Consider the following 18,174-nt stretch of genomic DNA (forward strand, 5'->3'; position numbering starts at 1 on the left):
CACCACCATGAGCGTTGTCACCAACACGACCACCATCGGCGCGATCGACGCGCCCAGCCGCCGCAACACCGAACTGGTGCTGCTCGGTTTCGCCGTCGCGATCCCGGTCTTCGCGTACCTGAACGTGGGTCTGGCCCTCGACGGCGAGGTCCCGGCGGGCATGCTCGGCTACGGCATCGGGCTCGGCCTCCTGGCCGGCATCGCCCACCTGCTGATGCGGCGCTTCGCCAAGTACGCGGACCCGCTGCTGCTGCCCCTCGCGACCCTGCTCAACGGCCTCGGCCTCGTACTGATCTGGCGCCTCGACCAGTCGCCGCGCCTCATCGCCGACTCGATGCGCCGCTACGGCAGCCACAGCGGGGACGCCCCGCAGCAGCTGCTGTACTCGGCGATCGGTGTGGCGCTGTTCCTGCTGGTGCTGGTGTTCCTGAAGGACCACCGCGTCCTCCAGCGCTACACGTACATCTCGATGGTGGCGGCGATCGTCCTGCTGCTGCTGCCGCTCGTCCCCGGGCTCGGCGCCGACGTCTTCGGCGCCAAGATCTGGATCAGGGTGGGACCGTTCTCCATCCAGCCCGGTGAATTCGCGAAGATCGTCATCGCGGTCTTCTTCTCCGGCTACCTGATGGTCAAGCGGGACGCCCTCGCGCTCGCCAGCCGCCGCTTCATGGGCCTCTACCTGCCCCGCGGCCGCGACCTCGGCCCGATCCTCATGATCTGGGCCGTCAGCCTGCTCATCCTGATCTTCGAGAACGACCTCGGCACCTCGCTGCTCTTCTTCGGCATGTTCGTGATCATGCTGTACGTGGCGACGGAGCGGACCAGCTGGATCGTCATGGGTCTGCTGATGGCGGTGGGCGGCGCGGTCGTGGTCAGCCAGTTCGCCGGTCACGTGCAGTCCCGTGTCGCCGCGTGGCTCGACCCGTTCGGGTGCCTGAAGACGGCTCCCGAGGGCTCCAACATGCTGGCCGCCTGCGACCAGATGTCCCAGGTGCTCATGTCCTTCGGCTCCGGTGGCACGCTCGGCACGGGGCTCGGCCAGGGCAACTCCGACCTCATCGGCTTCGCCGCCAACTCCGACTTCATCTTCGCCACCGTCGGCGAGGAGCTCGGCCTGGCCGGCGTCATGGCGTTCCTCCTCCTCTACGGCCTGATCGTGGAGCGCGGCATCCGCACGGCGCTCGCGGCGCGGGACCCCTTCGGCAAGCTCCTGGCGACCGGCCTGTCCGGCGCGTTCGCGCTCCAGATCTTCGTGGTCGCCGGCGGCGTGATGGGCCTGATCCCGCTGACCGGCATGACCATGCCGTTCCTCGCGTACGGCGGTTCCTCCGTGATCGCCAACTGGGCGCTCATCGCGATCCTGCTGCGGATCAGCGACACCGCGCGGCGCCCCGCGCCGTCCCCCGCCCCGTCCCCCGACGCCGAGATGACCCAGGTGGTCCGTCCGTGAACAAGCCCCTGCGCCACATCGCGATCTTCTGCGGCCTGTTGGTGCTCGCGCTGCTCCTGCGGGACAACTGGGTCCAGTTCGTCCGCAGCGACGAGCTGAACAAGCACCCGCGCAACAAGCGCGTGACCATCGAGCGGTACGCCTCCGTCCGCGGCGACATCATCGTCGACGGCAAGCCGATCACCGGCTCCGTCGACTCCAAGGACCCGCTCTACAAGTACAAGCGCACCTACGTGAACGGCCCCATGTGGGCGCCGGTCACCGGGTACGCCTCGCAGGCGTACGACGCCAACCAGCTGGAGAAGCTGCACGACACGATCCTCACCGGCAACGACGACCGGCTCTTCTTCGACCGCACGCTCTCCATGTTCACGGGTGACACGAAGAAGGGCGGCAACGTCGTCACCACCCTCAACGGCGCCGCCCAGAAGGCCGCCTTCGAGGGGCTCGGCAAGAAGAAGGGCGCCGTCGCGGCCATCGACCCGCAGACGGGCAAGATCCTCGCGCTGGCGTCCACCCCGTCGTACGACCCCTCCACCTTCGCCGGCTACCAGGCCGAGGACGAGAAGGCGTGGATCGCGCTGGAGAAGGACAAGGACAAGCCCAAGCAGAACCGCGCGCTGCGCGAGATCTACCCGCCCGGCTCGACGTTCAAGGTCCTCACGGCCGCCGCGGCGCTGGAGAACGGCAAGGTCAAGGACATCGACGCGCCGACGGACACGCCGGAGCCGTACCTGCTGCCGCTGTCGACCGTGCCGATGAAGAATCACGCCGAGGGCTGCGAGAACGCCACGCTCAACTACGCGATGCAGTGGTCGTGCAACTCGGTCTTCGCGAAGCTCGGCGACGAGGTCGGCCGCGACAAGATGGTCGAGATGGCGGAGAAGTTCGGCTTCAACAACCCCGAGATCGACACCCCGGTCCGCGCCGCTCCCTCCGTCTACGACAAGAACATGGACCGCGGCGGCAACGCCCTGTCCTCCATCGGCCAGTTCAACACGGCGACCACGCCGCTCCAGATGGCCATGGTCACGGCGGCCATCGCCAACGACGGCAAGCTGATGAAGCCGTACATGGTCGACCAGCTCGTCGCCCCGAACCTCGACGTCATCGAGCGGAACGAGCCGGAGGAGATGAGCCGCCCCATGTCGCAGGAGACGGCGCAGCTCGTCCAGAAGATGATGGAGAACGTCGTCGAGAACGGCACGGGCAAGAACGCCCGGATCCGCGACGTGACCGTCGGTGGCAAGACCGGTACGGCGCAGCACGGCGAGAAGAACAAGGCCCGCCCGTACGCGTGGTTCATCGCCTACGCGAAGACCGACAGCGGCTCCCCCGTCGCCGTCGCCGTGGTCGTCGAGGACTCCGACGCGACCCGCGACGACATCAGTGGTGGCGGCCTGGCCGCCCCGATCGCCCGGTCCGTGATGAAGGCGGTCCTCGACACCCGCGGGTGACGCGGTGGCTGTGTACCGGTCCCGTATCAGCTTTCGGTCACGGAGTGATCAGCTTCTCCCGGCCGGTAGCCTGTGCGCGGACAGCACACCGCCGGACCACACAGACGGTTGCGGCCGGGACTGACGGAGAGGGCTGGAACAGTTATGGAAGAGCCGCGTCGCCTCGGCGGCCGGTACGAGCTGGGCTCGGTGCTCGGCCGTGGTGGCATGGCCGAGGTGTACCTCGCCCACGACACCCGGCTCGGCCGCACCGTCGCCGTGAAGACGCTGCGGGCCGACCTGGCCCGTGACCCGTCCTTCCAGGCCCGGTTCCGCCGTGAGGCCCAGTCGGCCGCCTCGCTCAACCATCCGGCGATCGTCGCGGTGTACGACACCGGCGAGGACTACGTCGACGGTGTCTCCATCCCGTACATCGTGATGGAGTACGTGGACGGCTCCACCCTGCGCGAGCTGCTGCACTCCGGGCGCAAGCTGCTGCCCGAGCGGACGCTGGAGATGACCGTCGGCATCCTCCAGGCCCTGGAGTACTCGCACCGCGCCGGCATCGTCCACCGCGACATCAAGCCGGCGAACGTCATGCTGACCCGGACCGGCCAGGTCAAGGTCATGGACTTCGGCATCGCCCGCGCCATGGGCGACGCCGGCATGACCATGACGCAGACGGCGGCCGTGATCGGCACCGCTCAGTACCTCTCCCCGGAGCAGGCCAAGGGCGAGCAGGTCGACGCCCGCTCCGACCTGTACTCCACCGGCTGCCTGCTGTACGAGCTGCTGACCGTCCGCCCGCCGTTCATCGGCGACTCCCCGGTCGCGGTCGCCTACCAGCACGTGCGGGAGGAACCGCAGCCGCCCAGCAACTTCGACCCCGAGATCACGCCCGAGATGGACGCGATCGTGCTGAAGGCGCTGGTCAAGGACCCGGACTACCGCTACCAGTCGGCCGACGAGATGCGCGCCGACATCGAGGCCTGCCTGGACGGGCAGCCGGTCGCGGCCACGGCCGCGATGGGCGTCATGGGAGCGCCGGGCGGCTACGGCTATCCGCACCCCGACCAGCACACGGGCGCCGGGCACCCGGCGGACCCGGGCGCGCAGACGTCGATGCTGCCGCCCATGAACCCGGACGACGGGGGCTACGGGTACGACGACCGCGGCGCGGGCCGTCGGCGCCAGCAGCAGAAGAAGTCGAACCTCTCCACCATCCTGCTGGTCCTCGCGGGCATCCTGGTGCTGGTCGGCGCGATCCTGATCGGCAGGACGGTCTTCAGCAGCGAGGACGCGAAGCAGGTCACCGTCCCGAACCTGGTGGGCAGGACCCTCCAGGACGCCGGGGTCACGGCGACCAGCTCGGGCGTGAAGATGGTCAACGCGGGCGGCGAGCGGTGCGAGGAGCCCAAGGGCTCCGTCTGCCGCCAGGAGCCGGTCGCCGACGGCACCGCGACGATGGCCGAGAACAGCACGATCAGCGTCTGGGTGTCGGAGGGCGCGGCCAAGGTCAAGGTGCCCAACGTCATGGAGCAGTCGAAGGACCTGGCGACCACGAACCTGACGAACGAGGGCTTCAAGGTCAAGACCGAGACGCAGGAGTCGGAGAAGCCCGAGGGCACCGTCATCAAGCAGTCCCCCGAGGGCGGCTCGGAGCACGAGAAGGGCACCGAGGTCACCCTGACGATCGCCGTCAAGGACAAGGTCTCCGTCCCACGGGTCATCGACAGCCAGTTCGACAACGCGAAGGCGCAGCTGGAGACGCTCAAGTTCCGGGTCGTCCGCGAGGACGTGGACGGCGAGCAGCCGGCCGGCCAGGTCGTCGACCAGAACCCCAAGCCGGACGAGCGGGTCTCCGAGGGCTCGACGATCACGCTGAAGGTGTCGAAGGGACCGCAGCAGCAGAAGGTGGACGTGCCGCAGGTCACCGGAATGCTGCTGGGCCAGGCCAAGCAGCTGCTGGCGCAGCAGGGCCTCCAGCTGGCGGTCTCCGAGGGCCCGGACAACGACGCGGTGTTCGTCGTCGACCAGGACCCCAAGCCCGGCAGCAAGATCGACCCTAACGGGACCGTCACCGTCAAGACCCGCGGCCTGGGCGGGGACGGCAACGGGAACGGCAACGGCAACGGCAACGGCGGTGACAGCGACGGCGAGGGCGGCGACTCCGGCTGGTTCGGCGGCGTGACCGGCGCGGTCTTCCGCACCGAGCCGTAAGGGCGCCCCGGCCCGCGCGGGCCGGACGAACCCACCGCACGGCGAAGGCCCGGCCCCCTCCACAGGGGGCCGGGCCTTCGCCGTGCGGTGCCTTCTTCGTGCGGTGCCTTCGTCGTGCGGTGCCTTCGTCGTGCGGTGCCTTCGTCGTCGCCGTCGCCCGGCGCCCCGGGCGGTCAGCGCAGCTCGGCCGGCTTCGTCCGGTCCTTGTCGACCTTCTCGGTGCGCACGAGCTCGCCCCAGACGATGTACCGGTAGTCGGAGGTCAGGATCGGCGTGCAGGTCGTGAGCGTGATGTACCGGCCGGGCCTGGTGCGACCGGACTCCTTCGGGACGGGCTGGAGGACGTCGACGTTGAACCGCGAGGTCTTCGGCAGCGTCTCGTAGACCTTGTAGACGAACCAGGTGTCCTTCGTCTCGAAGACGATCGGGTCGCCGGTCTTCAGCTTGTGGATGTCGTGGAACTTGGCGCCGTGGCCGTCGCGGTGCGCGGCGAGGGTGAAGTTGCCCGTGCGGTCCTGCGGGAGCGCCGACTTGATCGGCTCGGTGTAGTAGCCGGCGACGCCGTGGTTGAGGACCTCCGCGCTGGTGCCGGCCTTGACCAGCACCTCCTCGCCGCCCATGGCCGGCACGTGGAGGAAGCCGACGCCGCCCTTCGTGTCGAGGGCGCCCGGGCCGGTGTCGGACCAGCTGTCGCGCACCGCGTCGCCTTGGGCGTTCGCCTCGCGGTCGGCCAGGACGTTGGTCCACCACAGCGAGTAGACGACGAACAGCCCCATCAGCACGCCTGCGGTGATCAGCAGTTCGCCGAAGACACTGATGACGCCGGCGATCCGGCTGCGCGCACGTGCCACTACTTCTGTCCCGTCTTGAGGTGTCAGCCCGCTAGCGCGTCCGGTACGCCCTTGCTGCGCGGCCGTTCTTCCACCATCTTCCCCCACACGATCATGCGGTAGGTGCTGGTGAACTCCGGGGTGCAGGTGGTCAGGGTGAGGTACCGGCCCGGCCCGGTGAAGCCGGACCCGTCGGGGACGGGCTTGAGCACCGAGACGTTCGAGGGCGGAGTCTGCGGCAGGATACTCGCCATCTCGTAGATGTAGTACGCGTCCCTCGTCTCGACGACGATGGGGTCGCCGGGCCGGAGCCGGTTGATGTACCGGAAGGGCTCGCCGTGCGTGTTGCGGTGGCCGGCCACCGCGAAGTTCCCCTGCTTGTCGGAGGGCATGGCGGTCTTCAGGGCGCCGTCGGCGTAGTGGCCGGCCATGCCCTTGTCGAGGACCTTCTCCTTGTCGATGCCCTCGGCGACGGGCACGGCGACGTCGAGCTTGGGGATGTGGAGTATCGCGAAGCCCTCGCCCGCCTCGAACACCCCCGGCTCACCGGTCCCGCCCTTCGCCCAGTCCTGCGCGATGCGGTCCTTGGCCCTGTCGACCTCCAGCCCGGCCTGCACGTTGGTCCACCACAGCTGGTAGGCGACGAAGAGCAGCATCAGCACGCCGAAGGTGATGAAGACCTCGCCCATCACCCGGCTGGCGATCACGCCGAAGCCCTCCTTCGCCGCCCGGGCGGCCCGGCGCGCCTCGACGCGGGACATCGGCGGGGCGGAGGCGGGCGCCGCGGTGGGCGCCGGGGACGCGGACGCGCGGCGGCGGCCCCGGGACTTCGCGGCGCGCCGCCGCTCGGCGCGGCCGCCGGGGCGTGGCGCGTCGGCCGCCGACGGAGCGCCGGGGTCCGCCGGGGCGTGCGGGTCCGGCCGGGCCGGGTCGTCCGTCACGGCGGCGAGCACGGCGGTCGCCTCGACGCCGGGCGGCTCGGCCGCCCGGTCGTACGGGCGGGGCTGACGCCGGTACGCCGCCGGGTCGCCGTGCGGGGCCGGGCCACCGGCGGGCACCGGATCGCCGTGGGGTGCCGGCCGGGCGTACACCGGCTGCTCGCCGTACGCGGGCTCCGGCGGCTGTGTGGCGGGCTGCGGCCGGGCGTGGCGGCCGTGGCGGACCTGCGGGGCCTGAAGCCCGTCGTACGGCTCGTACGGCGCCTCCTGGGGCACCTCGTGCGGGGTCGGGTACGGCGCCTCGTACCGCGCCTCGTACGGGCCGGGCGCGGTCACCGGATCCGCGACGGGCGCGGGGGGCCCGGCGGGCGCCGCGTACGGCTCCTGCGGCCACTGCTCCGGCTGCTCCGGCCGCCCCGCGGGCCCGGGTCCAGGCTCCTGGCCCGGTGCGTGCGCCGCCCGGAACCAGGGCGACCCCTGCTGCTCGCCCCCCGCGGCGTGCCCGGGACGCCCGGAGGTCACGCGACGGCCTTGCCCACCACCGGCGCGAGCCCCGCGGAACGGCCGACCGCCCCGGTGTCACCACACTGCTCAAGCCAGTTGGCGAGCATCAGGTGACCGTGCTCGGTGAGCACCGACTCGGGGTGGAACTGGACGCCCTCCACGGCGTGCTCCCGGTGGCGCAGCCCCATGACGATGCCGTCCTCGGTGCGCGCCGTGACCTCCAGGACGTCCGGCAGCGCGGCGGGTTCGGCGGCCAGCGAGTGGTAGCGCGTCGCGGTGAACGGCGAGGGCAGGCCGGTGAAGACGCCCTTGCCCCCGTGGACCACCGGCGAGGTCTTGCCGTGCAGCAGCTCGGGCGCGCGGTCGACCACGCCGCCGTACGCGACGGCCATGGACTGCATGCCGAGGCAGACGCCGAAGACCGGTACGCCCGTGGCGGCGCAGTGCCGGACCATGTCCACGCACACCCCGGCCTCCTCGGGCGTGCCCGGACCGGGCGACAGCAGCACGCCGTCGAACCCGTCCTGGGCGTGGCCGAGCTCGACCTGGTCGTTGCGCAGGACCTCGCACTCGGCACCGAGCTGGTACAGGTACTGGACGAGGTTGAAGACGAAGCTGTCGTAGTTGTCGACGACGAGGATGCGCGCGCTCACTGACCGTCCACCGTCACATCATTGAACGGAAGCAGCGGCTCCGCCCACGGGAACACGTACTGGAAGAGGAGAAAGACCACCCCGAGGGCGAGCAGGAGCGCGAGGACCGATCGCACCCACGCGTTGCCCGGGAGATGCCGCCAGATCCAGCCGTACATGACGTCTGCCGTCCCTTCCGTTCGATACCGCACCAGAGTACGGGGCGATCCCCCTCCGGTGGGGCGGCTGTGGAAAGCCGCACGCGCGGACCGCGTCACACGCCCCGGCCCGGCGGTCCGCCCGGGGCCGCGGGCCGCCGGCCCGCGCGGACCGGCCGACCGGGTCGCCCCGCCGGGCCGTCAGCCGGCCGGCTCGGCGTACCGCAGGTCGACGGTGCCGGTGTAGCCGGGCAGGGTGATGGCGCCGCGCTGGTCGACCTTCCAGCCGAGCCCGTACGCCTTCACGTACAGCTGGTAGTTCTGGACGGCGGGGGAGAGCGCGAGGGCCCGGCGCAGCTTGCCGGTGTCGCCGACGGCCGTGATCCGGTAGGGCGGGGAGTAGACGCGGCCCTGGAGGATCAGGGTGTTGCCGACGCAGCGGACCGCGCTGGTGGAGATCAGCCGCTGCTCCATGATCTGGATGCCCCGCGCGCCGCCCTGCCAGAGGGCGTTGACGACGGCCTGGAGGTCCTGCTGGTGGATCACCAGGTCGTTGGCCTGCGGCTCGGGGTAGCCGGGGGCGGCGCGGGCGTCCGGCGGGGCGTCGTTCAGCGTGACGGTGAGTCCGTCGCCGGAGATCTCGGTGGTGCCCGCCGCCTTCTCCAGGGCCGCGAGACGGGCGTCCTCGGCCTTGCTGGAGCCGGCGTCGCGGCGGGCGAGCCCGTCGACCTCCTCGCGCACGACCGCCGTGGTCGCCTCCAGCTCCTTGTTCTTCTCGTCGCGGTCCCGGATGAGGTCGGAGAGGCGCAACAGGGAGTCGTCCGTACGGATGTTGGTGCCCTTGGCGGTGTTGAAGCTGGTGACGAAGATCAGGCCCGCGAGCGCGAACACGGCGGCCGTCAGCAGCCGTACCGGGCGCCACGTCCCGCGCCGGTCGGCCTCCGTGGGAGAGTCGTCTGAATTGCTCAACGTACCCTTATCTCCTTAGGCGTCGCCGAAGCACTACGCTAACGGACGCCTGGGCGAGGAGGCGGGCCACCTCGCTTCGAGCCCATTACCAGCCAAAGTCACCGTTTCCGCGCGGTCACGCAGCGCATCGACAGGAGAGCCCCTCGTGCCGAAGTCACGTATCCGCAAGAAGGCCGACTTCACGCCGCCCCCCGCCGCGAAGCAGGCGACAGCCATCAAGCTGACCAACCACAGCTGGGTCGCCCCGGTCATGCTGGCGCTCTTCGCGATCGGGCTGGCGTGGATCGTGGTCTTCTTCGTCACCGACGGCACGCTGCCCATGGAGTCGTTGAGGAACTGGAACGTCGCCGTCGGCTTCGGGTTCATCGCCGCCGGCTTCGCCGTCTCGACGCAGTGGAAGTAGCGGAAGCGCCCTCTCAGGTCAAGCACTCGTGAGGGTTATCCACAGCGTTGTACACAGCCGTGGAAAAGGTCAGACGATCTGTGGATAACCCGCATCGTGTTGACGCCGATGTGACTGCGCCACGCTCGCGAAGACTGCCGCCGTGCCCCTCGCCGCACCAGAAAGACCCAGGTCAGCGCCGAGGGGCACGGGTGTTCCCCACGCCGGGCAGCGACATCGTCACAGGCTGTGGACAACTATGGGGAAAGCCGGCGCTCAGCTGAGCGCGGCCGTTCTCATCACGGTCATGACGAGGGTCGCCGCCAGCACCAGCCCGCAGACGCTCCACTGCACCAGGGGACGCCGCTCCCGCGGACCGCTCACCAGGCCGTACGCGATGGCCGCCCCCGCGACCAGGCCGCCGAGGTGCGCCTCCCAGGCGATGGTGTCCCGGAAGACCACCGTGATGAGGACGTTCAGGGCGATCAGCCCCAGCACCGGCCGCAGGTCGTACCGGAGCCGCCGCACCATGACGAAGGTCGCGCCCATCAGCCCGAAGACCGCGCCCGACGCGCCGAGGGATCCCTGGTTCGGCGCGGCGAGCACGTAGGTCAGGGCGCTGCCGGCCAGGCCGGACAGCAGATACAGCGCGAGGTACCGGACCCGGCCGAAGGCCGCCTCCAGCGGACCGCCGAGCACCCACAGGCCGAGCATGTTGAAGCCGATGTGCCAGACCTCCTGATGCAGGAAGACCGACGTCACCATCCGCCACCACTCGCCGTCGGCGACACCGATCACCCGGCCCAGCTGGAGGTCGTAGGCGAGGCCGATGAGCAGCGTCCGGTCCACGAAGTCGGCAACGAACAGGCCGGCCAGGAAGACCAGGGCGTTCACCCCGATCAGCGCCTTGGTGACGAGATGAGGGTCCCCCGCCGTGAGGGCGCCGCCCGCGATGTTGCGGGGACGTGCCGCCGCCGCGCCGTGGCCGGTGCCCGACCCGCTCCGCACGCACTCCGGGCACTGGAAGCCCACCGACGCCTCGACCATGCAGTCCGGGCAGATCGGCCGCTCGCAGCGCGTGCACCGGATGCCGGTCTCCACCCCGGGGTGGCGGTAGCAGCTCGACAACCCGTGCGGCGCCTGGTCCTGCTCCATGGGGATCCCCTCGTCGTCGTGCGCGTACCAACGCCCCGCCCATCCTTACGGACGGGCGGGGCGGAAAGGTTCCCCGGCGGACCGGGGACGGCTCCGCGGCGGACCGGGGACCCGGTGCCGGGGCGGTCGCCGAGGCCGGTCGGTCAGCGGGACTCGACGACCACGGACTCGATGACCACGTCCTCGACCGGGCGGTCGGTGCGCGGGTTCGTGCGGAGCGCGGCGATGGTGTCCACGACCTTCTTGCCGGCCTCGCCGGTGACCTCACCGAAGATGGTGTGCTTGCCGGTCAGCCAGGTCGTCGGCGCGACGGTGATGAAGAACTGCGAACCGTTGGTGCCCGGACCGGCGTTGGCCATGGCCAGCAGGTACGGCTTGTTGAAGGAGAGGTCCGGGTGGAACTCGTCCTTGAACTCGTACCCCGGGCCGCCCGTGCCGTTGCCCAGCGGGTCACCGCCCTGGATCATGAAACCGCTGATCACCCGGTGGAAGACCGTGCCGTCGTACAGCGGGGCGGTGGTCTTCTGGCCCGTCGCCGGGTTCGTCCACTCGCGCTCACCCTTGGCGAGCTCGACGAAGTTCCGGACCGTGACCGGCGCGTGGTCCGGCAGGAGCCGCACCTCGATGTCGCCGTGGTTCGTCTTCAGGGTGGCGTAAAGCTGCTCGGCCACGATGTGCCTTCCTTAGGTCTTCTCTTACGGGTCCGATCCTCGCATGGAAGCCGCAGCGGGGGAGAAAAGCCCGGAGCGTCGCGCGACGTTGCCCCGGATGCGCGCACCCGCATGCCGACCACAGGGCCCGGGGGCATGATTTCGAAAAGGGCGGAAAGGTGAGAAGTCGACCCGCCACCCAGGAGGAGGATCCCGTGACCCGCATGGACAGCGTGCGCGCCGCCACCGACACGGCGAAGGAGAGCGTGCTGCACGCCGCGGACGTCGTGGCGCCCTACGCCGGCGCGGCCAGGGAACACGCCGCGCTCTACGCGCAGGAGGCGCGCGTGAAGGTGGCGCCCAAGGTTTCCCGCGCCGCCCGGCAGGCCGCCCGCCAGGCCCGCACGCAGTACGGCGCCTACGTCGCGCCCCACGTGCCGCCGAAGGTCGACGCCGCCGCGCACCGCGCCGCGCACCGGACCCGGCTCGCGGCCCGCCAGGCGGCGGACTTCACCGTGCCGCGCGTCGAGAGCGCGGTGGCCGCCGCGGGGCCCGTGGGCGCGGAGGCCGTGGCCCGTTCCACCGCCGCCCTCGCCGCGCTGCGCGGCCAGGTGACGGCGAAGGAGGTCAGGAAGCTGGTGCGCAAGCACGAGCGCCGGCTCAGGATGCGTCGCGCGGTCAAGGGGCTCGCCGTGGTGGGCGTGGTCATCGGCGGCGCCGTGGCCGTGTGGAAGTGGTGGGACAACCAGGCGAACCCGGACTGGCTGGTGGAACCGCCCACCGAGGTCTCCGAGCGCTCCCCGCTCGTGTCCGTCGACGGCAGCGGACCTGACGCGTCACTCGCCGAGGCGGACGCGGGAGCCGAGCCGTCGGAGGCCACCGGACTGGAGACGAACGAGAACGGCGACGAACGCCGCTGACGTCACGGCGCCGCGGTGAGGGCGGCCGCGGCGGCGCCCCGCCGGGCCACGGCCCCGTCCGTACCCGCCGAGGCCGGAGCGGCGGCCGCGTCCGGCGGGACGGCGGCCGTCCCCGCGCGGGTGCCGACCGCGTCACCCATGGCGGCCGCGTCGCCCGTGGCGGCGGCGGTCGCCTCCCCGGCGCGGGCGGCGCGCATACGGCGCACGGCGGGCGAGGAGCCGTGCGCCTCGGCGTGGATCCGCTGCTTGATGGTCGGCGGCAGCGCCCGCTCCCCCGCCACCGCCCGCCCGGACGAGGGGGCCTCCCCCGTACCCGCGGCGGAGGTCGCGCCCGACCGCTGGGCCGGCACCGCCGCGGCGGTGGGGGCCGCGCAGGCGGCGAGCGGAGCGGCGGTGGGCGCGGTACGCCTCAGGGAGGCGAGGACACCGCAGAAGAAGGAGACGATTGCGGTCCAGAACTGCTGGATCCTGACGGCGGCCATGGCCCCTCGCTTTCCCACACATCCCGATTGGGCGATTTCCCTACCTTCCTCATGATGTGTACGCAACTCGGGATCCGGAGGAGCGACGCCGCCGTCACGCAGATCTTCCGATGAACACCACCCGTGCGGAGCAGCACGGGTGGCACGCACGCCGAGAGCCCGGTAACGGACCGCCCCGGGTCCCCCGTCCGGCCCCCGCGGCACTGAGCGCCTCGCGCCTGCCCGCACCCCGAATCCCGGGGGCCCGCGTACGCGAAAGACCCCTCCCGCCGCGGTGTCCGCAGGTGGGAGGGGTCTTCCGGAAGTGGAGCCTAGGGGAGTCGAACCCCTGACATCTGCCATGCAAAGACAGCGCTCTACCAACTGAGCTAAGGCCCCGGGGACCGCCCGGTCGCGGCGGTCGCAGACCAGAGTACCGGGTGACCGGGGGTGTCCCGCAAAAGCATTGGGGCTCCCCGTGGAACACCACTCTCCGTAAGATGCTCCGCGAGGTTCGCAGCAGCGAACCGGAGCGATGGGGAGACGCCATGGACGCCGCACAGCAGGAATCGACCGCGAGAGCCAGAGAGCTCCAGCGGAGTTGGTACGGGGAGCCGTTGGGGGCGCTCTTCCGCCGGCTCATCGACGATCTCGGGCTGAACCAGGCGCGGCTCGCCGCCGTCCTGGGCCTCTCCGCCCCGATGCTGTCGCAGCTGATGAGCGGCCAGCGGGCCAAGATCGGCAACCCGGCCGTCGTCCAGCGCGTCCAAGCCCTCCAGGAGCTCGCGAGCCAGGTCGCCGACGGCAGCGTCAGCGCCGTCGAGGCGACCGGCCGGATGGAGGAGATCAAGAAGTCGCAGGGCGGCTCGGTCCTGACCGCCTCCAGCCAGGCGCCGACCAGCTCGGGTGCCCCGACGGTCCGCCGCGTCGTCCGGGAGATCCAGTCGCTGCTGCGCTCCGTCTCCGCGGCCGGGGACATCATCGACGCCGCGGACTCGCTCGCCCCGACCCATCCGGAACTGGCAGAGTTCCTCCGGGTGTACGGAGCCGGCCGCACCGCCGACGCGGTCGCGCACTACGAGGCGCACCAGAGCTGACGAGGGCGGCGGACGGCGGACACGGGCCCATCGGGCACCGGCGGACGCCAACGGGCCCGGCCCGGTGGCATCGGGTGGCATCCGGCGCCACAGGGCGGCATCGGACGGAATCGGCGGAACGGGGGCGGCGCGGCGCGATGGGTGAGGTCTTCGCGGGGCGGTACGAGCTGGTCGATCCGATCGGGCGCGGGGGCGTCGGCGCCGTGTGGCGGGCCTGGGACCAGCGCCGCCGCCGGTACGTGGCGGCCAAGGTGCTCCAGCAGAGCGACGCGCACACCCTGCTGCGCTTCGTGCGCGAGCAGGCCGTGCGCATCGACCACCCGCACGTCCTCGCCCCGGCGAGCTGGGCCGCCGACGACGACAAGGTCCTGTTCACCATGGACCTGGTCGGCGGCGGTTCGCTGGCGCACGTCATCGGTGACTACGGGCCGCTGCCGCCGCGGTTCGTCTGCCTCCTGCTCGACCAGCTGCTGTCCGGACTGGCCGCGGTGCACGCGGAGGGGGTCGTGCACCGCGACATCAAGCCGGCGAACATCCTGCTGGAGGCGACCGGGACGGGGCGGCCCCACCTGCGGCTGTCCGACTTCGGCATCTCGATGCGCAAGGGCGAACCGCGCCTGACCGAGACTCACCACGTCGTCGGCACGCCCGGTTACTTCGCCCCCGAGCAACTCACCGGCGCCGAACCGGACTTCCCGGCCGACCTGTTCGCGGTCGGCCTGGTCGCCCTGTACCTGCTGCAGGGCCGCAAACCCGACGCGCAGGGGCTCGTGGAGCACTTCAGGGCGCACGGGACCCCCGGCGCGCCCCAGGGCGTGCCTGAGCCGCTGTGGCAGGTCCTCGCGGGGCTGCTCCAGCCGGACCCCGAGGCCCGGTTCCGTACGGCGACGGGTGCGCGGAAGGCGCTGTCGGCGGCGGTCGAACTGCTGCCGGAGCCGGCGGGCGACGAGGAGCCCGTGGAGGTCTTCGACCAGCTGGGCCCGCTGCCTCCCGGGTACGGCCCGAACGGCCCGGCCGGCCCCGTCTCCGCGGCGCCGCCCATCCCGGCAACGGCTCCGGCTCCGGCTCCGGCGGCTCCGGCGTCCGGGACGGACGGCTACCGCCTGGCGCCTCCGTCCGGGCACCGCGCCCCGGAGGCGTCCCCGCCCCCGGCCGCCGGCCCGTGGACGCCGTCGGCTCCGTCGCCGTTCCCGGCCGCCGGGCCCGCCGCCCCGGCACCGCCCCAGCCGTATGGGGCTTACGGGGCGTACGGGCCGTATCCCACCGCGCCGTACACGGCACCGGCGGCACCGGCGGCACCGGCCGCGCCGGCCACCTCCGCACCCGTGCCCGCACCCGCACCCGCGCCCGCACCCCGGAAGCGGCCCGGCCCGCCCCGCGCGGTGGCCGTCCCGCTCGTCCTGCTGGCCCTGGTCTGCTACGCCGTCGGCTTCTGGGCGCTGACCCGCATCTGAGTCACCATCCGCCGCCCCGCGGCGGTCCGAACCCCGCGGGCCCGGTGGCCCCCGGCGCCCCCACGGCGCCGACCGGCTCGGCCCCGGTGCCCGCGCCCGTCCCCGCGTCCGCGCGTCGCCGCGCCACGACCGTCCAGGCGCCGAGCCCGAGCAGCAGCAGCGTGCCGGCTCCGATGCCGCCCGCCGCGACCAGCCGCATGGTGCCGCCGCCGTCCCCCGGCGACGTACCGCTCGCGCCGTCGGTCGCCGCGCGCCGGTCGTCGTCCGTCACGGCGAAGATCCCGGCCGGCCCGGCGTAGGGCGGCGGGGGCGCGGCGTCGTGCTCGACGTTCACCCGCAGCGTCAGCCCGTACGGCTTCTTCCCGAAGACCTGCGCGACCTTGGGGTTGAGGCTGACGCGCAGGTAGTACCACCCGGCGAAGCGCATCCCGTTGGTCTTGGTGGCGGAGGCGTACCGGTTCTCGTACGCCACCGGCGGCAGCGGGTCGAGGGCCGCCGACTTCTGCTTGCCGTCGTACGCGAGGGAGTCGGCGCTGTCGACGAGGCCGAGCGCCGGGTTGTACAGCGAGACGGGCAGCGCGCCGGACACGAAGCCGCCGCCGGCCGCGCTGCCGAGGTCGGCGCTGACGAAGAGCTGCTGGCCCCAGTCGACCGGGATCCGGTAGAAGCGGCTCTCGCCCGGCTCGATGCGGTCGGTCCACTCGCCCTCGGCGAGGCCGGGCGCGTCGGCGAACCCGGTGCCGCCGGCCCGTTCCCGGGGGCCGCCCGCGGGCGGTGCCGGTGAGGCGCTCGGCCAGCCCTCCGGTGCCTTCGTCGGGCCCGTCGAGGAGAGCGCCGGCTCCAGTACGTGCCGCAGTTCCAGGCCCCACGGCTCGGCCGAGGAGGCGTCCTGGCCCTCGCGCTCCACGACGACGTAGTACGACCCGGCGTCCCGGCACCGCGACCGGTCGGTTTCGAGGGTGCGGTGCGCGTACGCGGCGAGCGGCCGGGCGAAGTCGGCGGACCCGAACTGCGTGCTGGTACTGGAGCAGTCGGACCCGTCGCGGTCCTGCAGCGACACCGACAGCTGGTCCCGGTAGGAGAGTTCGGCGCCCCGCGGCGGTACGGCGACGGCGGAGACGTACGCGTGGTGGGCGTCGTCCAGGTCGACCCGGTAGATCAGCTTCCCGTCGCGCCGGAGGGCGTCCTTGTACACGGCGCCGGCGTCGAGGCGCGGCGCGTCGCTCGTCGTCGAGGCGCCGCTCACCGGCCGGGCCTCCGCGGCGAACCCGTAGGCGGCGGGTTCGCCGGCCGCCCGCGCCTGCCCCGCCCCGGCCCCCGCGGCGAGCAGCGACGTCCCGGCCAGTACGGCGGCCACCGCGCCCCGTACCGCGGCGCGCTTCGCTGGGCCGCCGCCCCGTGCCCCGCCGGCCGCCCCGGCACGCCCGCCCCCCGTGCTCCCGCTCCGGTCCCGCCTCTTCACGCGCTTCCCCTCGTCGTCACCACGGCCGCACCATCCTGCCCCGGCGACCCCGGCGCTGTCTGCGACGGAACCCGACCGGCCGGGCCCCACCCCGCCGCTTCGCATCTGCAACGAGTCCGTTCACGTCCGCGAACAAGGGGCGGGGTGAAACGGCGAGGGGCCCCGATCGCTTCCCAGCGACCGGGGCCCCTCACGAACAGCTGGCGCGTCTCACGAACCCGCGGGCACGGAGTCGGTCGCCTCCGTCCACAGATCCTGCTCGGCGCGATCCGCCTGGATCTGGCGGTACACGAGGAGCCCGCCGATGGCGGCCAGTGCGACCAGGAGGAGCTTCTTCACCGCGCGACCTCGTCTTTCGTTGACGTAGGGGACCTTATGGCGCCCGACTATACACACCGACCGATATCAATCGGTGACCTATCTCCGGACGACAGTACGACACCGTCCCGACGCCGCGCACGGCAGGGCGCGACGCCCGCCCGGGAACACGCGAAAGGCGCCCCCCCGTCCGGGGGACGCCTCGTCGTCACTGCGGGGCCGACAGGGTGTGAGCCCAGGACCCCGTCCTCGGCTGGTCGATCGCGGTACCGGCCGGACCCTCACCCGGGCGGCTGCCCGAAGTGGCCCGTGAACACCAGAGGCCCCCGACCGTTGCCGGTCGGGGGCCTCTGCGCTGTGGGGCTAACAGGATTTGAACCTGTGGCCTCATCCTTATCAGGGATGCGCTCTAACCAACTGAGCTATAGCCCCTCCGCGCTGCGCGCTGACCTCTGAAGATTAGCGCACAGGACGGCTCCCGCCAAAATCGCTACTCGTCCTCGGCGAGGGTCAGCTCCACGCCGCCCACGAAACCGGCGGCGAGGTTGTAGATGAACGCGCCGAGCGTGGCCAGCGCCGTGGCGAGCACCACGTCGATGACCGCGATCACGGAGGTGAAGAGCAGCACGCGGGGGAGCGACAGGAACGCCTGGAGGTCGAACCCGTTGCTCGCCGTGGAGCCGGTGGCGTCGCTGATCGTGGCGCCGACCGTGGAGAAGACCCCCATGGCGTCCATGACCATCCACAGCACGGCCGCCGCGACGACCGTGCAGATGCCCAGGGCGATGGAGAGCAGGAAGCTCACCTTCATCACCGACCACGGGTCCGCCTTGGCGACCCGCAGCCGCGCCTTGCGCGTGCGCGGAGTGGTCTTGGCCCCCGTACGGGGGCGGCGGACCGTGGCGGACCCGTGCGCGTCCTCCTGGCCGTCCGCCGCGTACGCCTGCGGCGGGTGGTACGGCTGGGCCTTCTGCTTGCCGGTGGACGGCCGTCCACCGGGCAGCGGGCCGTCCTCTTGTGTGTCGTACGGGGGCTTCGGCCCCCGGGTGTCGGTCACCGCTACCCCCTGGGAGTCCGTGGCTGGGCCACGGGCACCGTTCGCTCTCTTGGCGGCCGAGCCGGCCGAACCGGCGCCCGT

The 18,174-nt window shown here is 72.1% G+C and carries 18 protein-coding genes and 2 tRNA genes; 7 read left to right on the plus strand and 13 right to left on the minus strand.

The annotated features are described in order from the left end of the window. The first annotated feature begins 7 nt into the window (after positions 1-7). The 3 genes from LPA54_RS10470 (at position 8) to pknB (ending at position 5,106) form a co-directional block, all read left to right on the plus strand. Positions 8-1,450: an FtsW/RodA/SpoVE family cell cycle protein gene (locus tag LPA54_RS10470; RefSeq protein WP_228976151.1), complete on the plus strand. Its 1,443-nt coding sequence runs from the start codon at positions 8-10 to the stop codon at positions 1,448-1,450. Continuing rightward, complete coding sequence (locus LPA54_RS10475) at positions 1,447-2,907, plus strand: penicillin-binding protein 2 (RefSeq protein WP_228976153.1); 1,461 nt, start codon at positions 1,447-1,449, stop codon at positions 2,905-2,907. The genes LPA54_RS10470 and LPA54_RS10475 overlap by 4 nt, the downstream gene beginning before the upstream one ends. A 144-nt stretch (positions 2,908-3,051) precedes the next feature. After that, positions 3,052-5,106, plus strand: coding sequence for a Stk1 family PASTA domain-containing Ser/Thr kinase (gene pknB, locus LPA54_RS10480; RefSeq protein WP_228976155.1), 2,055 nt, complete (start codon positions 3,052-3,054; stop codon positions 5,104-5,106). A 173-nt stretch (positions 5,107-5,279) separates the two neighbouring features. Here the strand turns inward: pknB and LPA54_RS10485 are convergent, their stop codons facing one another. The 5 genes from LPA54_RS10485 to LPA54_RS10505 all read right to left on the minus strand — a co-directional run bounded on the left by LPA54_RS10485 (position 5,280) and on the right by LPA54_RS10505 (position 9,137). Then, positions 5,280-5,957, minus strand: coding sequence for a class E sortase (locus tag LPA54_RS10485; RefSeq protein WP_228976157.1), 678 nt, complete (start codon positions 5,955-5,957; stop codon positions 5,280-5,282). Positions 5,958-5,980: 23 nt separating this feature from the next. Further along, the gene (locus LPA54_RS42640; protein ID WP_228976159.1) at positions 5,981-7,396 is read right to left on the minus strand and encodes a class E sortase; all 1,416 of its coding nucleotides are present in this window, start codon (positions 7,394-7,396) and stop codon (positions 5,981-5,983) included. After that, a complete protein-coding gene (locus tag LPA54_RS10495; protein ID WP_228976161.1) occupies positions 7,393-8,031 on the minus strand; it encodes an aminodeoxychorismate/anthranilate synthase component II in 639 nt (212 codons plus the stop codon). The genes LPA54_RS42640 and LPA54_RS10495 overlap by 4 nt, the downstream gene beginning before the upstream one ends. After that, the gene (locus LPA54_RS10500) at positions 8,028-8,189 is read right to left on the minus strand and encodes a hypothetical protein (RefSeq protein ID WP_228976163.1); all 162 of its coding nucleotides are present in this window, start codon (positions 8,187-8,189) and stop codon (positions 8,028-8,030) included. Before LPA54_RS10500 ends, LPA54_RS10495 begins: the two co-directional genes overlap by 4 nt. Before the next feature lie 180 nt (positions 8,190-8,369). After that, a complete protein-coding gene (locus LPA54_RS10505; RefSeq protein ID WP_228976165.1) occupies positions 8,370-9,137 on the minus strand; it encodes a DUF881 domain-containing protein in 768 nt (255 codons plus the stop codon). A gap of 145 nt (positions 9,138-9,282) precedes the next feature. Here LPA54_RS10505 and crgA point away from each other — a divergent pair, with 145 nt between their 5' ends. Next, complete coding sequence (crgA, locus tag LPA54_RS10510; RefSeq protein ID WP_058943850.1) at positions 9,283-9,540, plus strand: cell division protein CrgA; 258 nt, start codon at positions 9,283-9,285, stop codon at positions 9,538-9,540. A gap of 255 nt (positions 9,541-9,795) precedes the next feature. Here the strand turns inward: crgA and LPA54_RS10515 are convergent, their stop codons facing one another. Continuing rightward, positions 9,796-10,674 (minus strand): rhomboid family intramembrane serine protease, encoded by an 879-nt coding sequence (locus LPA54_RS10515; protein ID WP_228976166.1) that lies wholly within the window; start codon positions 10,672-10,674, stop codon positions 9,796-9,798. 143 nt (positions 10,675-10,817) lie between these two features. Next, positions 10,818-11,345, minus strand: coding sequence for a peptidylprolyl isomerase (locus LPA54_RS10520; RefSeq protein ID WP_228976168.1), 528 nt, complete (start codon positions 11,343-11,345; stop codon positions 10,818-10,820). A gap of 194 nt (positions 11,346-11,539) precedes the next feature. On the opposite strand from LPA54_RS10520, the gene LPA54_RS10525 reads away from it, so the two are divergent. After that, the gene (locus LPA54_RS10525) at positions 11,540-12,244 is read left to right on the plus strand and encodes a DUF5324 family protein (protein WP_228976169.1); all 705 of its coding nucleotides are present in this window, start codon (positions 11,540-11,542) and stop codon (positions 12,242-12,244) included. Between the two features lie 2 nt (positions 12,245-12,246). Here LPA54_RS10525 and LPA54_RS10530 read toward each other — a convergent pair whose 3' ends face one another. Continuing rightward, a complete protein-coding gene (locus LPA54_RS10530) occupies positions 12,247-12,726 on the minus strand; it encodes a DUF6344 domain-containing protein (protein WP_228976170.1) in 480 nt (159 codons plus the stop codon). A gap of 305 nt (positions 12,727-13,031) precedes the next feature. After that, positions 13,032-13,104, minus strand: a tRNA-Ala gene (locus LPA54_RS10535). Between the two features lie 149 nt (positions 13,105-13,253). Here LPA54_RS10535 and LPA54_RS10540 point away from each other — a divergent pair. After that, positions 13,254-13,802 carry a DNA-binding protein gene (locus LPA54_RS10540; RefSeq protein ID WP_228976172.1) on the plus strand — a complete coding sequence of 183 codons (549 nt, stop codon included), beginning with the start codon at positions 13,254-13,256 and terminating at the stop codon, positions 13,800-13,802. Positions 13,803-13,939: 137 nt separating this feature from the next. Next, complete coding sequence (locus LPA54_RS10545) at positions 13,940-15,256, plus strand: serine/threonine-protein kinase (RefSeq protein ID WP_228976174.1); 1,317 nt, start codon at positions 13,940-13,942, stop codon at positions 15,254-15,256. Between the two features lies 1 nt (position 15,257). Here LPA54_RS10545 and LPA54_RS10550 read toward each other — a convergent pair whose 3' ends face one another. From LPA54_RS10550 to LPA54_RS10565, 4 genes are all read right to left on the minus strand, one after another. Beyond that, positions 15,258-16,613: a hypothetical protein gene (locus LPA54_RS10550; protein ID WP_228976176.1), complete on the minus strand. Its 1,356-nt coding sequence runs from the start codon at positions 16,611-16,613 to the stop codon at positions 15,258-15,260. Between the two features lie 315 nt (positions 16,614-16,928). After that, complete coding sequence (locus tag LPA54_RS10555) at positions 16,929-17,057, minus strand: DLW-39 family protein (RefSeq protein ID WP_010467770.1); 129 nt, start codon at positions 17,055-17,057, stop codon at positions 16,929-16,931. Positions 17,058-17,394: 337 nt separating this feature from the next. Continuing rightward, positions 17,395-17,468 (minus strand) — tRNA-Ile (locus LPA54_RS10560). 58 nt (positions 17,469-17,526) lie between these two features. Continuing rightward, positions 17,527-18,093: a DUF3566 domain-containing protein gene (locus LPA54_RS10565; protein WP_308112830.1), complete on the minus strand. Its 567-nt coding sequence runs from the start codon at positions 18,091-18,093 to the stop codon at positions 17,527-17,529. Positions 18,094-18,174: the final 81 nt, after the last annotated feature.

It is taken from the genome of Streptomyces sp. DH12 (assembly GCF_020873895.1).
Taxonomy (GTDB): domain Bacteria; phylum Actinomycetota; class Actinomycetes; order Streptomycetales; family Streptomycetaceae; genus Streptomyces.

What these genes read in the sequence shown, in the direction of transcription:
- LPA54_RS10470 (WP_228976151.1), top strand. Translation starts at nt 8, where the DNA reads ATGAGCGTTGTCACCAACACGACCACCATCGGCGCGATCGACGCGCCC.
- pknB (WP_228976155.1), top strand. Translation starts at nt 3,052, where the DNA reads ATGGAAGAGCCGCGTCGCCTCGGCGGCCGGTACGAGCTGGGCTCGGTG.
- LPA54_RS10500 (WP_228976163.1), bottom strand. Translation starts at nt 8,189, where the DNA reads ATGTACGGCTGGATCTGGCGGCATCTCCCGGGCAACGCGTGGGTGCGA.
- LPA54_RS10515 (WP_228976166.1), bottom strand. Translation starts at nt 10,674, where the DNA reads ATGGAGCAGGACCAGGCGCCGCACGGGTTGTCGAGCTGCTACCGCCAC.
- LPA54_RS10530 (WP_228976170.1), bottom strand. Translation starts at nt 12,726, where the DNA reads ATGGCCGCCGTCAGGATCCAGCAGTTCTGGACCGCAATCGTCTCCTTC.
- LPA54_RS10540 (WP_228976172.1), top strand. Translation starts at nt 13,254, where the DNA reads ATGGACGCCGCACAGCAGGAATCGACCGCGAGAGCCAGAGAGCTCCAG.
- LPA54_RS10545 (WP_228976174.1), top strand. Translation starts at nt 13,940, where the DNA reads ATGGGTGAGGTCTTCGCGGGGCGGTACGAGCTGGTCGATCCGATCGGG.